This window comes from Amedibacillus sp. YH-ame10, assembly GCF_053848885.1.
The window spans coordinates 72,049-90,272 of the sequence record NZ_JBSPFA010000004.1; the positions used below are offsets into that span (position 1 = coordinate 72,049).

An 18,224-nucleotide genomic window follows, 5' to 3' on the forward strand; every position below is an offset into this window, starting at 1 on the left:
ATCTTATCCTCTCCTATTTGACATTGAGTTCATGGTCTTTTGGATTATGACCTTGTGCAACTTTCTTTTGTCTTAATTTCTGCGCTAGTTTTCTATCCACTCCACCTAGAACATGATTGTTGTGAGGCAATTGATTTTCAAATATTTTACTGATGTGGTGAAACATGCGTGATGCTAATAAAGACAATGGTTGTTGATAATACGGATCATTCATATGTTCCAACAGATACATGGCATATTCATTTCCTTGGTTTGCAGACTTCATCAAGTACTCAATAGCTTTTTCTTTATCTTCTTCGACATCAATTCCAAATAAAAAAAGTTTGCCTAATTGATATTGAGCAAACATATTATTCTGTTCTTCTGATTTTTTAAGATAGAAGAGTGCTTTATCTACATCTTTATCCAGCAATTCACCTTTCATATACACACTACCTAATTTTACTTGTGCATACTCATTTCCTAGATTGGCTGCAGTGTGTAGAAAATCTAATGCTTTTGTAACATTCATATATTCTTCACTTAAATATATTTTAGCTAGCTGATACATTGCAAAGGAATTATTCTCCTTGGCACATTTCGTATAATATAAAATTGCCCGTTTTATATCATATTCAACATGGATTCCTTTTTGATATTCTTTAGCAAGGATATACCAGGAACTAGGATCATCTGCTTCCTTCAACCACTCTATCGCATCTGCAATATGTGAGAAGTCATCCTCTTCCAAATAAATACGTGCAAGCAATCGCTTTGCATGTTCATTATGGAAAGCAAGTGAATCTTTAAGATAGGACTTTGCTAATTCATGATTTGCTTCTGTGCCTTTACCATAATATGTCATCATTCCTACTCGATATAATAAATGATCATCTTTTTGTTTTTTCAACATGCTTAAAAACGAATGATAGGCTTTTTTATAATAGGTATTAGCTTCTTCAATATTTTTGGATGTTGCGATACCTTGTTCAAGATAATGTCCTACTTCATAGTTTGCAAAGGCATTTCCTTTTTGCGCTGATTGTAAAAAATACTGATATGCTTTTTTATCAGATTGTTCTACGCCTAAACCACGTTGATACATTGTTCCTAATGAATACATAGCGTATTGACTATGACTCATTTCAAATTCAGTTAATGCCTGTTCATAATCTTGTTCACAACCTTTTCCATAAAAATAGAATCTGCCAATCTTATAATGAAGGTAGTTTTGTGTAAAATCAGATTCATCGGTTTTTACTATTTCCAATGCTCCTTCCAATGCGTTTTTATAATAGTCATCAATTTCTCCCTCCCTCTCTTCTAGTTCCAACAGTTTGCCCATCATCTCCATCGCAAGAATATTCCCATTTACACATTCACTTTTAAATAGTGACTCTGCTTCTTCCATATTTTGCTCAACTACCTCATTACCATAAAAAAAAGCAACACCTGCTTTGTAGTTGTCGCTCCATTTCATATGATACTGTTTGCTATGAACTTCTTTTGTATTTTCTACTAAGGCTTCGCATTCTGGTATTGCGTAGTCAACTACTATATTGTCTACAGAGATATCCATTTGTGATTCATCCACATCATTATTTCTCTGAGATAGATTACAATCACTGACTTCTTTAATGATCATGTTGCGAATACTGTTAAACTCTTTTTGTTGATGCAAAGGTAATTCTTCAACAATTGATTTTGCATACGTTTGATGAACATCTTGTTTATATAATTTCCATTGATCATAGAGTTGTTGGATTCTACTATCTTTTTCTAGTTCATCTACGATCTCATTAACGATTTGTTTTATACCTGCTGGAAGATATGCAAACATCAATCTTCCATGATAGTTATCTAATGATTCCTTTAACTTCCATATTTTATTAAATATAATTTGATTATCATAAAACCGTTTGTCATTAATTTCATTAAGAAGCTTACTAATGATATCTTTACTATATTTTTTTAATTCATCTCTTGTTTCAGTTTGTCCTTCATAGATTTGAATCAAGTCCTGATGAAAAATATCACTTGCAAACATATGTCTGATTTTAGCAATTCCTTCTTGAGTAACATAGCCTTCTCTTGGATCAATGGAGTATGCAATCATATGTATGTGAGGATGATGACCTTCATTGTGAAATGCTGCATACCATCTCAGATTATTTGGTGAGATTCTCATTGCTTCAGCTAATTCGTTTCTTTTTGCACGGCACAAATTCATCCAACCAATGGCATAATCAAAGCCCAATCTTATCGCATCTTCACGCTTTAAAGATATAATATGTGTCCACACATTGCCTTCGTGTTTTCCTACTTCTTCAACCACATCAATTAATACGATACTCTTTCCTGTATCACTGAACAAACCATGCTCGCCTAGTCTTTCTACATGAGGACGATTTGCAATGTAATCTACATAGTTTTCTTTTGTTGCGACATCATGAATATTTTGATCCACGATAGCAGAAATCAACTCACTTGCATTTTCTCTGTTGAATTCTTTCTTATAATCATCATATTCAAAGATAGCTTTAGTATCTGGATAATCATCCAATAAATGCTTTATCAGTTCTCTCTGTTTTGGGGTTGCTGGTTTATCTCCATGACTCATTTGCATCTTTTCTACACCATCACGTGTCGCAATATATTTTACATAATATTCTTTGTGAGTTTTGCTTTTCATATAGTTTGTTTTTACAATAATTCTTGGAATACTATCACTCCTTCCTCAAAACATGCAAGAATCTTTTTATATTCAAGAGATACATAGTATAAATTTTATAATCTTGAAATTTAAAATCATAAGATATATAATGACAAAAATAGCGAATCGAGCACGTAAAGAAAAAAAGTCTTTACTTCGATTAATTTTAGACCATATAAAACAATAGAAAATAAATATCGTGGCTATTTAGAAATTTACAACAATGACAAACAGTTTTCTATAGAGGCAATACTTTATACATCTTAAGTGGTTTTGAAAATTATTTAGCGATATATTATATAAAGCACAGTGAGGGAGGACTAGCTTATGGAGAATAAAAAATTAGTTAATACACAAAACACATCAAATGCTAGATACATTATTGGCATTATAATAGGTATAGTTGGGATACTTTTTGATATTATCTTTTTTAACTCCGACTATATTATTTCAACTATGATACCAAGAATTTTATCAAATAATACACATTTAGATATTATTCAAGAAATTTTGTTATTCTGTTTATTTTTGTTCGCTTCTTTAATAGCTAAAATCATAGCAACTATTTATTTTATTATTGTATATTCGCAAATATCCAATAAAAAATTATCATTTCGTGAATACAAAATACCACTTATTCTTACAGGGTATCATCTTTTTTGCCTTGTTTTGTTTTTACTATACACATTCTTATGGCTCCCTATTAGCGTTAGCATTTAGTATTATATTATAAATCAAAAATAATCAAGATTTAGCCCTACATAATCACATTACTTCGTCATCTATTTTATTCTTTTTGATATGCATAAACATCTTCGAAGTTAATTTTACCCAAAGTTCCTTTTACATCTTTAATACATTTCACTCTTAATTTTCTTAGTGTTTCAGTATCAATCTCTGCTGTTGCAGACAATACATTCATCATCATATCCATTTCAACTGCATTTTTAAATAATAGTCTTGATATTCGATTCTCTGAAACTTTTACAATGCCATTGAGTGCTGATGATAATGCAATTGGTAGATATTCATTCTCTTGAGTTGACCTCACATATCCATCATAAAACTTCAATGCCTTTTCAATCAATTCGCTCCTACTTTTACAATTATTCATGATAACCATATCATCTAACGATTCCATTGTATTGGTCGTTAACCATATAGTAGTTCTTTTTTTGTTTTCTGCCATATCTTACTCCTTCATTTCTTAAAAAATATATGCAAGGCGTCATTTCTGACCACCTCGCATATATTGTGTTTATTAGTGTTTCTTTTTTATTATTACCCATACCAACGCCGAGCATAGCAGTACGCTATAATTTCCGACCACTTTCATGAGTTTTTAAAAGTTCTTAAAACAGTGGGCGTTGCCCACTGATGTATTGTGTATCGGCGTGCTTTGACGCCGATACTTTAACCTGCACACCAAACTTATATCCTAAAATAGATATAAATCTAATAACTACACATATACTATCCCATTGTTTCCTCATAATCGTAATTGCGTACACAAGGCAAACAAGCCATATAAAATATAAAGCTAATGCCATTAACTTACCCGTGGAATTTCATCATTGTTTTTGTACTTACCAGTTTCTAAATCCATCAAATCGAATAATAACAGAAGCATTTTTCTACAATAATGCTTGCTCTCAAGATGGTCTATCAAACAAAGCATATGAAACAATTTTACTTTTTACTATCAATGATTCAGATATCAATTCAAAGTCTAATTTAAAGCCTTAAATAAAGTGCATTTTGGTTTAATGGTTGTAGCCATTTCTAAGGCATCAATAATTCGTAAAACGATTTCCTACTACGTTATAGAGAAGTGGTCAATCAGTAATTTGTAATCCACTACAGAAGGTTTTCGATCGAATAATTCTACACTCTAAAGACCTCATGGCATAGGTCATTTAACTGTTCTGATATATTCTAATATATAGATACTCTTAAATGATATTAAATTACATCAATTCATATACAAATTACCTTTAAGTTGATATAATTATTTTATTTGGAGGTGCAAACAGTGAGTAACTATATAAATGAGCCTTGGATTTCTACCAAGGAAGTCGCAAAACATCTTGGCGTAACAATGACAACCATTAGAAAATGGATAATTGCAGAAAGTATTCCTTGTTGCAGAGTGGGTAAACTATGGAAGTTTAAATGTTCTGAGGTTGATGCTTGGGTAAAATCAGGTGGAGCAAAAGCTATAGATAAAAATATGGAGGAACTATAAATGGTTAAATTCGGTGACGCAGAAAGAAATATTGTAAACTTTTTTCAGTTAGGAACCTGTTTTGTTATAAATTCTATTACATATTCAGTTGTTAATGTTGGTAAACCTACTTGTAAAAAAGGTGAGCCCAAAACGGATATTTATGTGTTAGCAAGATCTTCTGCTGGTGTTGAAATAGAAATTAAAATATCCTTTAAGAAAGAAAATGCAGACTTTATTGAAAATAAAACCAATGCTGAGAGAGCAGCAGCATTATTAGGAACTACTTGGTCACAGATTATTCAAGCAGCAACAACCTCTATAAAGCCAACTTTTGAAAATAAAAAGCTGATTTATAGAGTTAAGAGTGGAAGAACAGAAGAAGGTTCTATTACTCTTGGGTGGAAATATGAATTACTTAATAAACCAGGTGGAGATCTTTCAGGATTAGTTAAACTTACACGAGATCAGATTATTGATGTATATGCTGGAACTCATCTCCCTAATGATAAACGCAATGCTATGGTTAATGGCACAGTTATTCAAGATTCTGGTATTGCAAATTATATACTTATAAATGATTCAGTTACTACTGTGCAAGATGTAATTAATAATCTTTATTCAATAGATGAGTATGTAGATAAATACCCTACTGTATATTTTGCTTGCAAAGCATTAAACTATAGAACATATCACGATAAATATGATGGAGATAGACCTCTATCTGTTTATGTTGATTGGGCTGTGGAGAGCGGCAAATTAAAGCCAACCTTAGTGTTTGACAATCCTCTTAATATTAAAGGCAATCAGGTAGCAGAAAAATTAAAAGAAAGTTTAAAAATATTAGAAATTAGAACTACTCAAAACATTAAAGATGATATGGTTGTCGATCCATCAGTTATTTTGAAGTAAAAACTTGATAACAACATTTTTTAGAGTTAAAATATACAATCAAATGGAGGTTTTTGAAAATGAAAATTATTAGTCTTTTTTCGGGTGCTGGTGGACTTGATTTAGGTTTTGAACGTGCAGGATTTAAAATAGCAATGGCAAATGAGTATGATAAAACAATTTGGGCTACTTACGAAAAAAATCATTCATCACCTTTGATTAAAGGTGATATTCGCAATATCAAGGAGTCTGATTTCCCTGATCAAATTGAGGGTATTATTGGTGGACCGCCTTGTCAGAGCTGGAGTGAGGCTGGGTCGTTAAGAGGTATAGAGGATGACAGAGGTCAGCTTTTCTTTGATTACATTAGAATTTTAAAAGACAAACAGCCTAAGTTTTTTTTGGCTGAAAATGTTTCAGGTATGCTTGCCAACCGTCATTCTCAAGCAGTGGAAAATATTATTTCATGCTTTGAGGAATGTGGTTATGATGTAACCATCAACCTTGTCAATGCTGCCGACTTTGGTGTTCCACAAGATAGAAAACGAGTGTTTTATATTGGTTTTCGAAAGGATTTGAATATTAACTTTAGATTTCCAGAACCAACCACACCAAGACCAGATCAAAAGAAAACCATGAAAGATGCTATTGGTGATTTGGTAGATACAGCAATTCCTGCTTTGCCAAAGAATAAAACTAATGGTAAATTAGATATTCTCAATCATGAATATTTCACGGGTGCATTTTCTACAATTTTCATGAGTAGAAATAGAGTTCGTCCTTGGAACAGGCAAGGATTTACTGTTCAAGCAAGTGGGAGACAATGCCAACTACATCCACAGGCTCCTGAAATGCTTTTAATTGAAAAAAATAAACGAATATTTGTTGAGGGCAAGGAGGACTTATATCGTAGACTTACTGTTCGTGAATGTGCGAGGTTGCAAGGGTTTCCTGACGATTTTGAGTTTGTTTATACCGACGTTGATACAGGATACAAAATGATAGGCAATGCTGTACCAGTGGATTTGGCTTATGCTGTTGCAAAGGCAATTAAGGCTTATATCCAATAAACAAGCATAAAAATATAAATAAAGGAGTATAATAATATGGATATTAAACTACTTCAAAATGAAGTATATGATGTTAATACTGACAAAGGTGGAAATATCATGGATGAAACTATTGTAAATGAAAAATATGAAGAAGGTCATAACCGAATTGTTACAGAACAGGGTTCATATAAGCTCCCCTTATTAAAAAGCTTATTTACGCAAGAAAACTATAAATTAAGACCTACATTTCAAAGAAGAATAACTTGGGATAATAAGAAGCGTTCAAAGCTTATAGAGTCATTTATAATTAACATTCCTATCCCTCCAGTGTTTATATATGAAAAAGATTTTGATAGCTATGAAGTTATGGATGGATTGCAACGTATATCAGCTATTATTAGTTTTTACAGCGACGAATTTGCTTTAGAAGGATTGGAAGAATGGCCTGAACTTAATAATCTTAAGTACAGTCAATTGCCGATCAAAATTAAAGAAGGTATCGATCGAAGACAGATTTCAACAATAACTTTGCTCAAGGAATCAGCCAAAACTTCTTCGAAAGCAGATGGTATGAAAAAGATGGTTTTTGAAAGGCTCAATACTGGTGGGGTTAAACTTGAGCCACAAGAAATACGAAACGCTTTATATGATGGCTGTTTTAATCAACTATGTATACAATTATCAGAATTTGAGAATTTTAGAAAGCTATGGAATATTAAGCCTTCTCCAATAGAAACAAGTGACGAAGATTTAGAGACAGAAGAAGATGCAGTTCTATTTGCTAATGATAATTTATATAAGCGCATGTTTGATGTTGAACTGGTTTTGCGTTTTTTTGCTATGCGACATATCGATAAAATGCAAGGTCAATTAAGTTTGTTTTTAGATAACTGTTTGATTAACGGAAATAAATATACAGAAGAACTAAGAAATGAACTGGCAGAGATTTTTAAAAAAACTATGTCACTTGCATATTCTATGTTCTCAGAATATGCTTTTTGCCAATATAAGGTCCAAAGAGGAAAGTATTCATGGACAAAACCTCAAAGAGCAATCTATGATCCAATGTGTTTAGTTATTACAAGCTATTTAGACGAACTGTCACAAATCAAATTTGATAGCGAAAAAAATAAAAAGCAATTGGAAGAAATGTTTGTAGAAAATCAAGATGCTTTTAATGGTAAAAAACAATCTAAATCAGATATAATTGCAAGATATAAAATTATTGAAAAAGTAATACTCGTAATATTGGGTAAATAGAATGATAAAATATTTAATTACCCATTTTCATAATCTGAGTAAGCGCCTTAATGAAATACAAGATTTTATCAAAACTATAGAATTACAGAAAAAACTATCTACTGAATACAAAAATTCAGAAGATAGTTTTGGTGAGCGATTTAGATCAATAAACGATTTAATTCCCTTATATGACAATTTACATAATTCTATGGTGCAATACAATGCTGCTATAATTAGTGTTTATGCTTGTTTTGAAAATTATATTGATGATATTGCAAGAGCATTGGTAGAGTTCTACTTTAACAACACTTCAACATTCGATGATTTACCTCAAAAAATACAAATGAATTACTTTAACCGTATAGGCGATTTTTTATCTAAGCCACAACAATTTTCCGGCTTAGACAAGACACCAAAAGAAGTAATAGATATTATTTACAAAAACATATCTAATCAAAGAGAGATTTCACTTCAGTATGAGTTTTTAATCAAGCACAGTGGAAATTTAAAAATAGACAAAGTAATTGAATTATTTAACAACCTTGATATTAAAAATTTCAACTCAAGAATTATAGAAAACTATATTTTCAAAAAATATATCAGTGAAAACAAAGAGATAAAATTTGAAAATCTTCCTACATATTTTCAGACTGCAACATCTATATTTTTTGAATTAGATAGAATTGTTGATGCAAGAAATAATGTAGCTCATGGCTGGTATGAAGATTCAAGAATTTCTTATCAATCTATTGTTGATGACACAATACCGTTTTTACAATGTTTGTGCAGCGTTATTTTAGAAGAGGTAGTTTGCTCTATGTTTGAATATCTTTTAAACTACGGCAAACTACGACGATTTGACTATCCCATCAATGTAATTAACAAAAATATTTTGTGCATTAATTCGAAACAGTCAATTTTAGAAGTTGGAGATTTCTTGTTCTATAAAAATGCCAATGCTAAATATAATGTTGCACGTATTATATCATTGGAAAAAAATTATATTAGAGTAGACAAAAATACTGACCCTAATGTTGATATAGGTATAGGGCTTGATAGACCAGTTAAAAAATCATATGAATTTTACTATTTTATATAAAAACAGACTCCTTTTTGAATGTTTATTTCAAAGGGAGTTTGTTTTTATCCATATTCAGTGTCTGTTTTTTATTTTATCCCTATGGGACTGTTCATTTGTTACTTCTCTTTTATTTACTTTCTTCCTAATAAAAGCATTTCTATTCTTCCATTACCTTTCCATCACCTTTAAAAAAACTGCCTAAAGATTGCCTCTAAAACATCCACAACGATACTGTTTCCTGCTTGCTTATAAAGTTGTGTTTTACTACACACGTTCTCTGCTTTATAAAATGATTCATCATCAAACCCCATTAATCTCCAACATTCATGTGGTGTTAATTTTCGTATATAAAAGGTCTTCTTAAATTTCTTTTCTGTTGCACCAAGAACAACTGCAACATCATGACAGCTTGTCTTCAAGGTTTGAATCATGCCCTTTTGAACAACCCCTCTTTTTTGATGAGGACGGTCAATATAGATTCCATCTCCATCACTTGCAACAGTATATCCTTGCTTTGTGTTCTCTGGAATATATAGACCTTCCATTAACATCTTTACCCCTTCCCCATGATTCGCTGTTAAGGTAGGAGCGACATCACCATGATAAACGTTTCCATTCATACCTCTTCCACTAGGATTTACATTTCCTATGATCATAGTTGTTTTCGTCGTTAAGGTATGACAGATATAATCCACATTCATGAATCGTTTTCCTTGATCGTATTTACTGCATAGCACTCTTTGTAATTGCTCTTCAGTTAGATAATAACTACTATCAACTTCATCCTCTAACAAATCTTTCAATTTATGTTGCAGTTGTATTGGTTGTGGGAATTTATAATACTTTTCTCCCTGAATAGATACCATGTATGCTCTATTTCTTGTTTGAGGGATTCCATAATTTTTTGAATTTAAACATTCTATATAGTTGTTATAGCCTAATTCTTCCAGTGTCTTTAGCCACAATTGAAACTCTTCAATGTTTTTCTTACCAATGACATCTGGTACGTTTTCCATGAATAAAATCTGTGGTAATGATTCACATTCTTTTAAGATTCTTTCGACTTCCCATAATAATCCAGACCTTGTTCCACTTCCTTTTTTCATTCCTCTCCCTTTTCCTGCCTTGGATAAATCTTGACAAGGAAAAGAATAGGTCATGATGTACTCATATGTATCTAATTCTACAATATCTAAATCTTGCGCATTTACTTTTGTGATATCGCTGACTTGAAATTGTGTATGATGGATAGCATTATAACTGTCCATTGCATACTTATCGATTTCTACAACTCGATGGTGTGAGAAGTTCACACCTAACTTCTTTAAGGCTTGCGCCTGTGCACCGATTCCAGCAAATAACTCAATTAGCCTAATTGGCTTGGTTATTCTGTAAGGTTCTTGCGTTAATTCAAATAAATTTAATTGCTCCATTGATTGTTAACGAATCAATGCATGCATCCTTTAACTAGTATTATATCTTTCCTTTCTTTAGATTATTAAGTCTATTTATATAACTTAATCTTTGTTAACAACCCTCTCCAGTAAAGAAATAAAGTATATCGTTCTAGCATTTATTTGAAGCTCATATTTACCTAATTACATTTGCGGATGATTCAGCCCTTGTTCTAACACATCTTCAACATCCTCATGCGCTGGTGTTTCTATCTGCTGATCACTCATCATCATTTCTCTGAGTCTCTCTGCATTCTTTAATAAATTTTTATACACATATACTTCTTTTGGACTGCAAGTTCTATCGCCACAAAATTTCTGTTCATGATTTATAATAGATTCTTGTAGCCACGTTTCAACCTCATCAAAAGGCATAAAACTAATTTCATTACTACTTGCTCTATTCATTTCTATTTTGCAGTGAAAGATAGTACCACCTTCACATTTGATATCCACCATCTTGTCATAACAATCTCCAATGTACTCTTCTTACATCTCTCCTATTTCAAACCCTGCATTTCTAACAATAATGGCGTGCCATATTTGTCCAAGTTCACTAGATGATACAATCACTTTTTGTACCATTTTTCCATCTCCTTTATTGCATCATTTCCATAGACTGACCTTCTATGATTTCTCCTTCACAACCTTCATGTAACTGTCTATTCTGTTCTACTATTTCCTGTCCAAACACCTCCTTCATAAACTTTGTGACTTTAGGAAGAGGTTCTGGAAAATCTCCATCCTTCTCTCGCATCTCTTGAAACTTACCTGCAATGTAATTGATATTATTTGTCATTTCTGTTGATGACCTCATATCATATGACATAGTAGGCCATATACGATTTATAAAATTTCCATAAGTATTCAATAACGTATCTCCATCTTCAACACGAAAGATTTCTACGTTTCCATATAGCCCAACATTTTGAATAAAATTATTGATATCCTTAAAATACAAGCGACATCCATGATCATAATCACCTGTCACACAACCTACATAATTTGTTCGTAGATATTTATCTACCCAATCCGAACATTCCATATTATTACCTTCCCTTCATAAAATTCAATCTACAGTATAAATTCCAATAGTTCACAGTGTTCATTGCTACATTAACATCTGCTGCATTTTCATGGATCCATACTGCTTCACCTTTTTCATTTTTTCCTGCATAGATGCCTACATGGGTAGAGACACCATTCTCCATTAAGAACGCAAGATCTCCTACTTGTAGTTCATCTTTTGAGATTTCATAAGATTGTGCAATTTGACCTGTAGTATTCGTATTGCCAAGATTGTTTCCCATGACTGTCCAATATACCCAATCAACAAAATGGCTACAATCCATTCCTTTTAATATTCTTCCATGTTCATCAGGTGAGGTGACAATTCCAAAATCATTGCCTTCATATCCTGGTACACTTGCTGCACCACCCCAGTAATAAGGAATCTTTCCAACTGCATCCGCTGCTTGAATAACTAGATTTTTTCTGACTTCTGAGGTATCTTTTGGAAGATTCTTGATTAACTTATCAATCTCTTCTTTACTTAATGTGGTGACTGGCTTATTGGTTGTACCTCCCATCAATGCACTATATACGCTTTCCATATTGCCTTTGACATCGTCTTTTAGTGTGATGGAAAATGTGGAATCTATTTGTGCGAATATTTTCGTTGTATCCATGAGTGAGGTACGTTCAACTGTGGTTTCTTCTTCCTTTGGTTGCTCATCCTTTTCCTCACTTGATGCCACCTCTTCTTTTTCCTCTGTAAAACAAAGAACCCATGAATTTGCTTTTGCTTGGTCTAATGCGAACGACTGATCTGTCAACATGAGCCCAATATAGAACCCTTTGACAAGATGGTTATCCAACAAGCTTCCATCTGTCAATGTTTTATTTACCTCTTCAATTTCTAAGTTGATGAGTTTAATTCCTGTCTCAATGTCTTTCACTTGTTTCCGTTGACCGACATCCATATCTACCGTCGATACTGGTTTTCCATTGTATAAATCTTGGATAAGATTATGGTTGAAGTTAATACCATCTGAGAAAATACCACCAATTAAAAAGATGAATGCTATGACAGGAGAAAGAAGAACAATCAATACCTTCTTTCCTAGATTCCTGGTTCCTTTATCTTTTAATAGACGTAATGCCTGTATTGCTTTTAATGCAGTTGCCCACATAGTTAACGCCCACCTTGTTTTCCAAACAATTTCTCTTTATACTCTGGTGCATGTACTGCGAGATTGTATCTCTCATTCCCACACTTATATAAGCATACCCCACGCTGAGGATATTTGATGAGTTCATACTCACTCTCTTCCAACTGCAAAGTATCAATATAGAATTTACTATCTGTATTTCCTGCATTAAACAAGAAGGCATGTGCAGGAATCGAGAATAATGGTTTTGTAAGTTCCTTAATCCCTTCAATCGCAAAGTCCTCAAGATTCTGACTAGCTAATATAACAGCACTTTCTTTTTTACGTACTCGTTTCATAAAGTTACGTATATACTCTACTGCGGTCATGTTCGTTAAGAATAAATAAAGCTCGTCAATAGATGCAATCGTATATCCTTTCGTTAATAATTCATTGGACATGTAAGAAAGGATATTAAACAACAACGCATTCCTTAATGATTTGTTTGCCTGTAATAATCCTTTGACTCCAAACGTCAAACACTTATTAGAAACTACATTTGTTTTTCCATTAAAAAACTTGCTGTCACTTCCTAAACAAATAGAATGCAGTAACAACAAGACTTCACGTAGTGTCTCTCTTTTAAAGATGCGATTCCCATCATCTTGAAAGTGTTTATATTCTTCATCAATGTAATGATATAAATCCTCTAATATTGGAAAATCATCATGTGAAAGTAAAGTGATATCTGTTTTTTCTGAGATATCATATCGTTCATATAATTTGATTAACATGATTTCCAAGGTATCCAACTGCTCATCTGTAAAGTCTTTATATGTCTTGAAGAAGTCTTTTAAAAACGAGATATGTTGCGACAATATGGTAGATTTTTTAAAGGCTATTGGAACACTGTCATCTTCATCATCTTCAATATCATCATCTGTTGACCACTGCTTAGGCTCAAGTACATTAATGATGTACCTACCTGACATCATATTAATGAATGTCCCACCTAAGTTATGCGTCAGTTCTCCATACTCATGCTCTGGATCCAGCGTTAACAAATTGTATCCTTGCTCTCGCAGATTACAGAGGATAAGCTTTAATAAATAGGATTTTCCTTGTCCTGAATTTCCTAGTATCAAGATATTCGCATTTGTCTTATCATCACTTCTTCGATTGAAATCTACAATGATATTCGAACCAAACTTATCCACTCCTAGATAAATACCTTGTGGATCTGTTTTACCTGAGTAATTAAAGGGAAATAAATTAGCCACACTCGTTGCTGGAAGTACACGCTCAAACTGTTCCTTGAAGATATCTTTTCCACTTGGCATCACTGCGTGGAATCCATCTTTTTGTCTAAGGATCAACCGATAAACATTGAGTTTGCTTCTGACTAGTTCAGTGAGTGTTTCAGTTTGAAGTAATTTCAATGCCTCAAAATCATCTGCCGTCAATTCTAAATATACTGCACAATGAATAAGTGGTTCTCTGGAACGATGCATATTGGCAATCAAAGCCACCACATCTTGTAAGTTGCTTTGTGCAGTAATCGATTCTTGTAAGTCTTGTGTATTACCTTGTTTCATTCGGTTCTTATTAGCTGCATTTCCAATGATCTTCTTTTCTTCTGCTGGTGTCACTTGTCTTGCATACACATGCAATGTGATTCCATCTTTCTCCCCAAGATAGCGAAGGAGTGCTTGTTCTTCTGTGGCGGTTGGGTATTCTCTTAATGCCCACACACAACGATATGTATTCCCGCAAATGTAATACTCACTAAAGAATCGTATAGCAGAGGGAGAAATCATATCAAGAAAATCTTGAACTCTTACTTCTTCTTCCTTTACTTCTGGTTTCTTCTTAAATAGTTTCATCATCATACCACCTTTCTCCATCAACATCTTCAAAGTGATCTGTTGTGACGTTTTGTTCAAAGTAAACAGCTAACATACTTTTTAAATCATTTTTCTTTGCACGTTTAACCGATAAGTTTTGTAGCTTGATTAGTTTTTCAATTCGATGGATTAGCTGCATGATTTCCACCTGATCATTCGACCTGATACGAACAGCCAATAAAAAAAGACGAGCAGTGGCTGTCTGTATCTGAATCTTATCTAAATGTAGTAAGTCCCTTTCTAAAAGAACAACAATCTTTCTATTGTCTTCTTCTTCAATTCTTTTTCTGAGAAACAGTTTATTTTCTTGGAAGTTATCTCGACTGTTCAAACAAATCATTTCTAAATCTGCTAACCCTTTTAAGACATTCGTTAATGCAAAGATCTTACTACCAATATTTTCATAACTCATTACAGAAAGGTTTTGAGGTTGAATCATAAAAAAGACAACCTCATCTCCACCATACTGTTGTAAGCTGTAGTCTGTGATTGTCTTGGTATTCACTAATTCTCTGGTTGACTGTTTTTTCTTCTTTCTTTCCTTCATTCACTTCCTCCTTTCCTGTCAACTACTTTTATTTCTTTTGCCTCTTGGGTATACTTCCACCAATACGTTTGCTGACTTAAAATAAAAAAGGCACAGGCATATTTGATAAAATCAAAAATACTTGTGTCTTGAAAACGTATGGTTAAAAAGGCATAACAGGCGACAACTGCGATTGGCAGAAAAAAGTTTGCCTGTGTAATTGCTATTACTGAAAAGATAGCACCAACTCCTATAATCCCAATATCGTTTAGATACCAGAGCCATATCGTTGGCTTTCCTTTCAGGTTATCTGGGTACATATACATATAAATTTCCTTCCTTAATTTAAAATATTCTTTCATCTTGTTCCTTCTTCATCATAAACAATTTTGAATTCATAAAATCTTAATTATTTCTTCGTAAAAATCTTTTGGATTGAATTTAAATTCATTCATATCGTTTACTAGATTACATTTCTGAACATAATTTTTTAAATCTGTATTGATTGCATCTAAATAATCAAATAAATCTTTTAAATCCGTGTATCTTTCTACATAAGTAAGATTTATTACACTAAACTCAAAATGGAGATCCTTTAAATCATAGTATAAATTATAATCTAAACCATTATTTAAATATAAAGAGAAGCGATTTTTTACTACCTCATCTAACGATTTGAATGCAAATTCAGCTTCACTTACAACTTGTTGTTTTAGAAAATCAAATACATCTTTGATTGCTTTTTGATCCTTTAGATCTAAACAACTAGCTTTCAACAAATCATACCATACATCCCATGTGTATTTTTCCTTATTAATAATTGCTTCTGATTCTTTAAAATATATCCTAGCATACATTCCTAAATAATGATATACATTGGCAACTGTATCATTATACAAATTTTGTCTTAATCTAGCTATTTCTTTGTTTTTAATTCTAAAATTCCCTATCTCAATAAGCCAACTTATTAAACTAGATGCAACACAACCATATGCTAAATTTTTTACAATATCTCCTACTAAAGCTATTTTGTTTTCTATTAAATACGCACCTACTACCATAATTAGTATTGAATTCAATATTAACAATATATATAGTTTATGATTAGCTTTATAAAAATTTTCTTCCCATTTTTCCATGTTCTTTCTCCTACTTTTCTGTAGTTCCCATTATACCAAAAAAACTAATAGAAAAGAACTTTTTCTATGTACTACTTATTTAGTTTTTTCTTAAATAATCTATATTGTTCCTTCAAACTCTTGTTAGGAAACTTTCTTTTCCTCTGATATTTATAATCTATAAATAAATGACGAACATTCCTTGCCTTTATATTTGCTCTTTCTCTATTTGCAATATGTGGATAAAACTTATCTATAAAAATACCACTGGTGTTTAATAATAATTCATCTTCCTTCTGATCGTATATTTCAATGTTTCCAAACTGTCCAAAGTGTGTAATGAATGTGCAAAGTTCACTTCCTTCTAACTCAATAGAAAAATGAATAGCATCAATGTATGCTTTATATCTCTTCCCCATATTATTTCACCGCTCCTGCCACTGTTCTTGTAATAGACATTGCTGCTTGCGCTGCATATATGGTTGACATGATATTAGCTTTGGTTGATGTATCAAGTCCAAACTGTCCAGCAATTCTTGGTATCTCACTTGCAGATAAAATCAACCCGATTCCAACTAAACAGTTTTCTTTCATAACACCTAATCCTGCAATTAAAATGACCGCCTGTAAAAAAGCAGTTAAGCATATACCTATGATTTGTTTACACCATTGAATAAATCCATCTGTGTATCCTCTAGGAACAGAGAACATATACAATGATCCTACTGCTATGGTAATGATCAGAATACCACCACGCTTTAAATTCGCAAAGAATATTTTAATAACGGCAAATCCCATTGCAATCAAAATAAAGATAGCCATGATTGCACCTATTTGCATGTCTGTTACAAATCCCATAGATACCTTGGCTGTCTCTCCAATCGAGCTCGTTCCTACAATGGTAGACATACCTGTTGTAAGTTCAACTTGTAATGTTATGCAAAACTGATAAAGACTAATAGGTACTAAAGTAAAGAGGGATACAGCCATGAATCCCTTAATAAAATTCAACGCTGTATCTTTTATGCTTCCTCTTCCGTTTTGATACTCAATAGCAGTTTCAAAAACTGCCACTACAATTCCTACTGCAAATAATGCCCAACCAAACAATCGCATTATTTCTACAATCGCTTTTACCCAATCATAGTTAAATATTTCAGCACCCATGTTTCCCATAAGACCAAAGAACTCACCTAATGCTTCAATTATCTTTTCATAAATCCAGTCGATGATTCCACCTAATACTTTATCTGCAATAAAGTTCCATAAAAACATCGCTTACTCCTTTTATAGAATATCCCAAATATAGGTAGGTGCTGTTAATGTGAAACAAAGACATGCAAACAAAATAGCTGGTGCTGCCCATTCAAATTGCCCTTGTTTCCTATAGTCAAAATACGCAGTCCCCAACTTAACAAAAAAGAACACAGCTAACACAAGGTCGATGACTGGAAAGACGACATTGTTCACTACGTTCTTGATTTGTGTTTCTGCACTATTCCATGCTTTTTCTATGACACCAGATACATCTGCTGCATAACATGGCTTTGTCATGATGATAAATAAAAAGGTGATAAACATAATTATGAATACCACCTTGACTCTCTTGTTGTTTAATACTCTACTCACTATACTCCTCCGTTCTTTCTGCAATCTCTACCATCTTTTTCGCAAGGACTAGAAGTGTCTTTCTATCTAATTTTTTTGCAGATGATATGACTGTGTTTTTTAATGACTCTTTAGAATCATCATTAAGTTTGACAATATCTAACTTTGATATCAAGATACCGTTTCGGGTATGCATGATTTCTACAACATCGCCTTTATGTATATCCACCTTTTCTCTCATTTCTTGGGGAATTGAAAGCCTTCCTTGACGATCCACAATCT

The 18,224-nt window shown here is 32.6% G+C and carries 20 protein-coding genes; 6 read left to right on the forward strand and 14 right to left on the reverse strand.

The features are described 5' to 3' along the window. Positions 1–13 precede the first annotated feature (13 nt). Positions 14–2,701 carry a MobP3 family relaxase gene (mobP3, locus tag ACWG42_RS02670; protein WP_455790012.1) on the reverse strand — a complete coding sequence of 896 codons (2,688 nt, stop codon included), beginning with the start codon at positions 2,699–2,701 and terminating at the stop codon, positions 14–16. Between the two features lie 318 nt (positions 2,702–3,019). On the opposite strand from mobP3, the gene ACWG42_RS02675 reads away from it, so the two are divergent. Beyond that, the gene (locus tag ACWG42_RS02675) at positions 3,020–3,412 is read left to right on the forward strand and encodes a hypothetical protein (RefSeq protein WP_455789961.1); all 393 of its coding nucleotides are present in this window, start codon (positions 3,020–3,022) and stop codon (positions 3,410–3,412) included. Between the two features lie 67 nt (positions 3,413–3,479). On the opposite strand, the gene ACWG42_RS02680 is transcribed toward ACWG42_RS02675, so the two are convergent. Continuing rightward, positions 3,480–3,881 carry a ribbon-helix-helix protein, CopG family gene (locus ACWG42_RS02680; RefSeq protein ID WP_455789962.1) on the reverse strand — a complete coding sequence of 134 codons (402 nt, stop codon included), beginning with the start codon at positions 3,879–3,881 and terminating at the stop codon, positions 3,480–3,482. Between the two features lie 843 nt (positions 3,882–4,724). Between ACWG42_RS02680 and ACWG42_RS02685 the strand changes: the two genes are divergently transcribed. The 5 genes from ACWG42_RS02685 to ACWG42_RS02705 are packed head-to-tail and all read left to right on the forward strand — an operon-like array spanning position 4,725 to position 9,200. Then, the gene (locus ACWG42_RS02685) at positions 4,725–4,937 is read left to right on the forward strand and encodes a helix-turn-helix domain-containing protein (RefSeq protein WP_455789963.1); all 213 of its coding nucleotides are present in this window, start codon (positions 4,725–4,727) and stop codon (positions 4,935–4,937) included. After that, on the forward strand, positions 4,938–5,828 hold the full coding sequence (locus ACWG42_RS02690) for a hypothetical protein (protein WP_455789964.1): 891 nt from the start codon (positions 4,938–4,940) through the stop codon (positions 5,826–5,828). 59 nt (positions 5,829–5,887) lie between these two features. Continuing rightward, positions 5,888–6,877, forward strand: a complete 990-nt coding sequence (locus ACWG42_RS02695) for a DNA cytosine methyltransferase (protein WP_455789965.1) — start codon at positions 5,888–5,890, stop codon at positions 6,875–6,877. Between the two features lie 36 nt (positions 6,878–6,913). Beyond that, the gene (locus tag ACWG42_RS02700) at positions 6,914–8,119 is read left to right on the forward strand and encodes a DUF262 domain-containing protein (protein ID WP_455789966.1); all 1,206 of its coding nucleotides are present in this window, start codon (positions 6,914–6,916) and stop codon (positions 8,117–8,119) included. Between the two features lies 1 nt (position 8,120). Further along, complete coding sequence (locus tag ACWG42_RS02705) at positions 8,121–9,200, forward strand: HEPN domain-containing protein (RefSeq protein WP_455789967.1); 1,080 nt, start codon at positions 8,121–8,123, stop codon at positions 9,198–9,200. A 167-nt stretch (positions 9,201–9,367) separates the two neighbouring features. Here ACWG42_RS02705 and dcm read toward each other — a convergent pair whose 3' ends face one another. The 12 genes from dcm to ACWG42_RS02765 all read right to left on the reverse strand — a co-directional run bounded on the left by dcm (position 9,368) and on the right by ACWG42_RS02765 (position 18,219). Continuing rightward, on the reverse strand, positions 9,368–10,615 hold the full coding sequence (gene dcm, locus ACWG42_RS02710) for a DNA (cytosine-5-)-methyltransferase (RefSeq protein WP_455789968.1): 1,248 nt from the start codon (positions 10,613–10,615) through the stop codon (positions 9,368–9,370). A 165-nt stretch (positions 10,616–10,780) separates the two neighbouring features. After that, positions 10,781–11,044 (reverse strand): hypothetical protein, encoded by a 264-nt coding sequence (locus ACWG42_RS02715; RefSeq protein WP_455789969.1) that lies wholly within the window; start codon positions 11,042–11,044, stop codon positions 10,781–10,783. A 190-nt stretch (positions 11,045–11,234) separates the two neighbouring features. After that, entirely contained in the window at positions 11,235–11,681 is a 447-nt protein-coding gene (locus tag ACWG42_RS02720; protein ID WP_455789970.1) for a hypothetical protein, read from the reverse strand. 4 nt (positions 11,682–11,685) lie between these two features. Then, positions 11,686–12,828 carry a C40 family peptidase gene (locus tag ACWG42_RS02725; protein WP_455789971.1) on the reverse strand — a complete coding sequence of 381 codons (1,143 nt, stop codon included), beginning with the start codon at positions 12,826–12,828 and terminating at the stop codon, positions 11,686–11,688. A 2-nt stretch (positions 12,829–12,830) separates the two neighbouring features. Further along, positions 12,831–14,669 (reverse strand): VirB4 family type IV secretion system protein, encoded by a 1,839-nt coding sequence (locus ACWG42_RS02730; RefSeq protein WP_455789972.1) that lies wholly within the window; start codon positions 14,667–14,669, stop codon positions 12,831–12,833. After that, on the reverse strand, positions 14,656–15,237 hold the full coding sequence (locus tag ACWG42_RS02735; RefSeq protein WP_455789973.1) for a hypothetical protein: 582 nt from the start codon (positions 15,235–15,237) through the stop codon (positions 14,656–14,658). Before ACWG42_RS02735 ends, ACWG42_RS02730 begins: the two co-directional genes overlap by 14 nt. After that, positions 15,234–15,578 carry a hypothetical protein gene (locus tag ACWG42_RS02740; protein ID WP_455789974.1) on the reverse strand — a complete coding sequence of 115 codons (345 nt, stop codon included), beginning with the start codon at positions 15,576–15,578 and terminating at the stop codon, positions 15,234–15,236. Before ACWG42_RS02740 ends, ACWG42_RS02735 begins: the two co-directional genes overlap by 4 nt. Before the next feature lie 33 nt (positions 15,579–15,611). Further along, positions 15,612–16,355, reverse strand: a complete 744-nt coding sequence (locus tag ACWG42_RS02745) for a hypothetical protein (protein ID WP_455789975.1) — start codon at positions 16,353–16,355, stop codon at positions 15,612–15,614. Between the two features lie 71 nt (positions 16,356–16,426). Beyond that, positions 16,427–16,753, reverse strand: coding sequence for a hypothetical protein (locus ACWG42_RS02750; RefSeq protein WP_455789976.1), 327 nt, complete (start codon positions 16,751–16,753; stop codon positions 16,427–16,429). Position 16,754: 1 nt separating this feature from the next. After that, positions 16,755–17,609, reverse strand: coding sequence for a conjugal transfer protein TrbL family protein (locus tag ACWG42_RS02755; protein ID WP_455789977.1), 855 nt, complete (start codon positions 17,607–17,609; stop codon positions 16,755–16,757). Between the two features lie 12 nt (positions 17,610–17,621). Further along, a complete protein-coding gene (locus tag ACWG42_RS02760; RefSeq protein ID WP_455789978.1) occupies positions 17,622–17,963 on the reverse strand; it encodes a DUF3852 domain-containing protein in 342 nt (113 codons plus the stop codon). After that, positions 17,956–18,219: an AbrB/MazE/SpoVT family DNA-binding domain-containing protein gene (locus tag ACWG42_RS02765; RefSeq protein WP_455789979.1), complete on the reverse strand. Its 264-nt coding sequence runs from the start codon at positions 18,217–18,219 to the stop codon at positions 17,956–17,958. The genes ACWG42_RS02760 and ACWG42_RS02765 overlap by 8 nt, the downstream gene beginning before the upstream one ends. Positions 18,220–18,224: the final 5 nt, after the last annotated feature.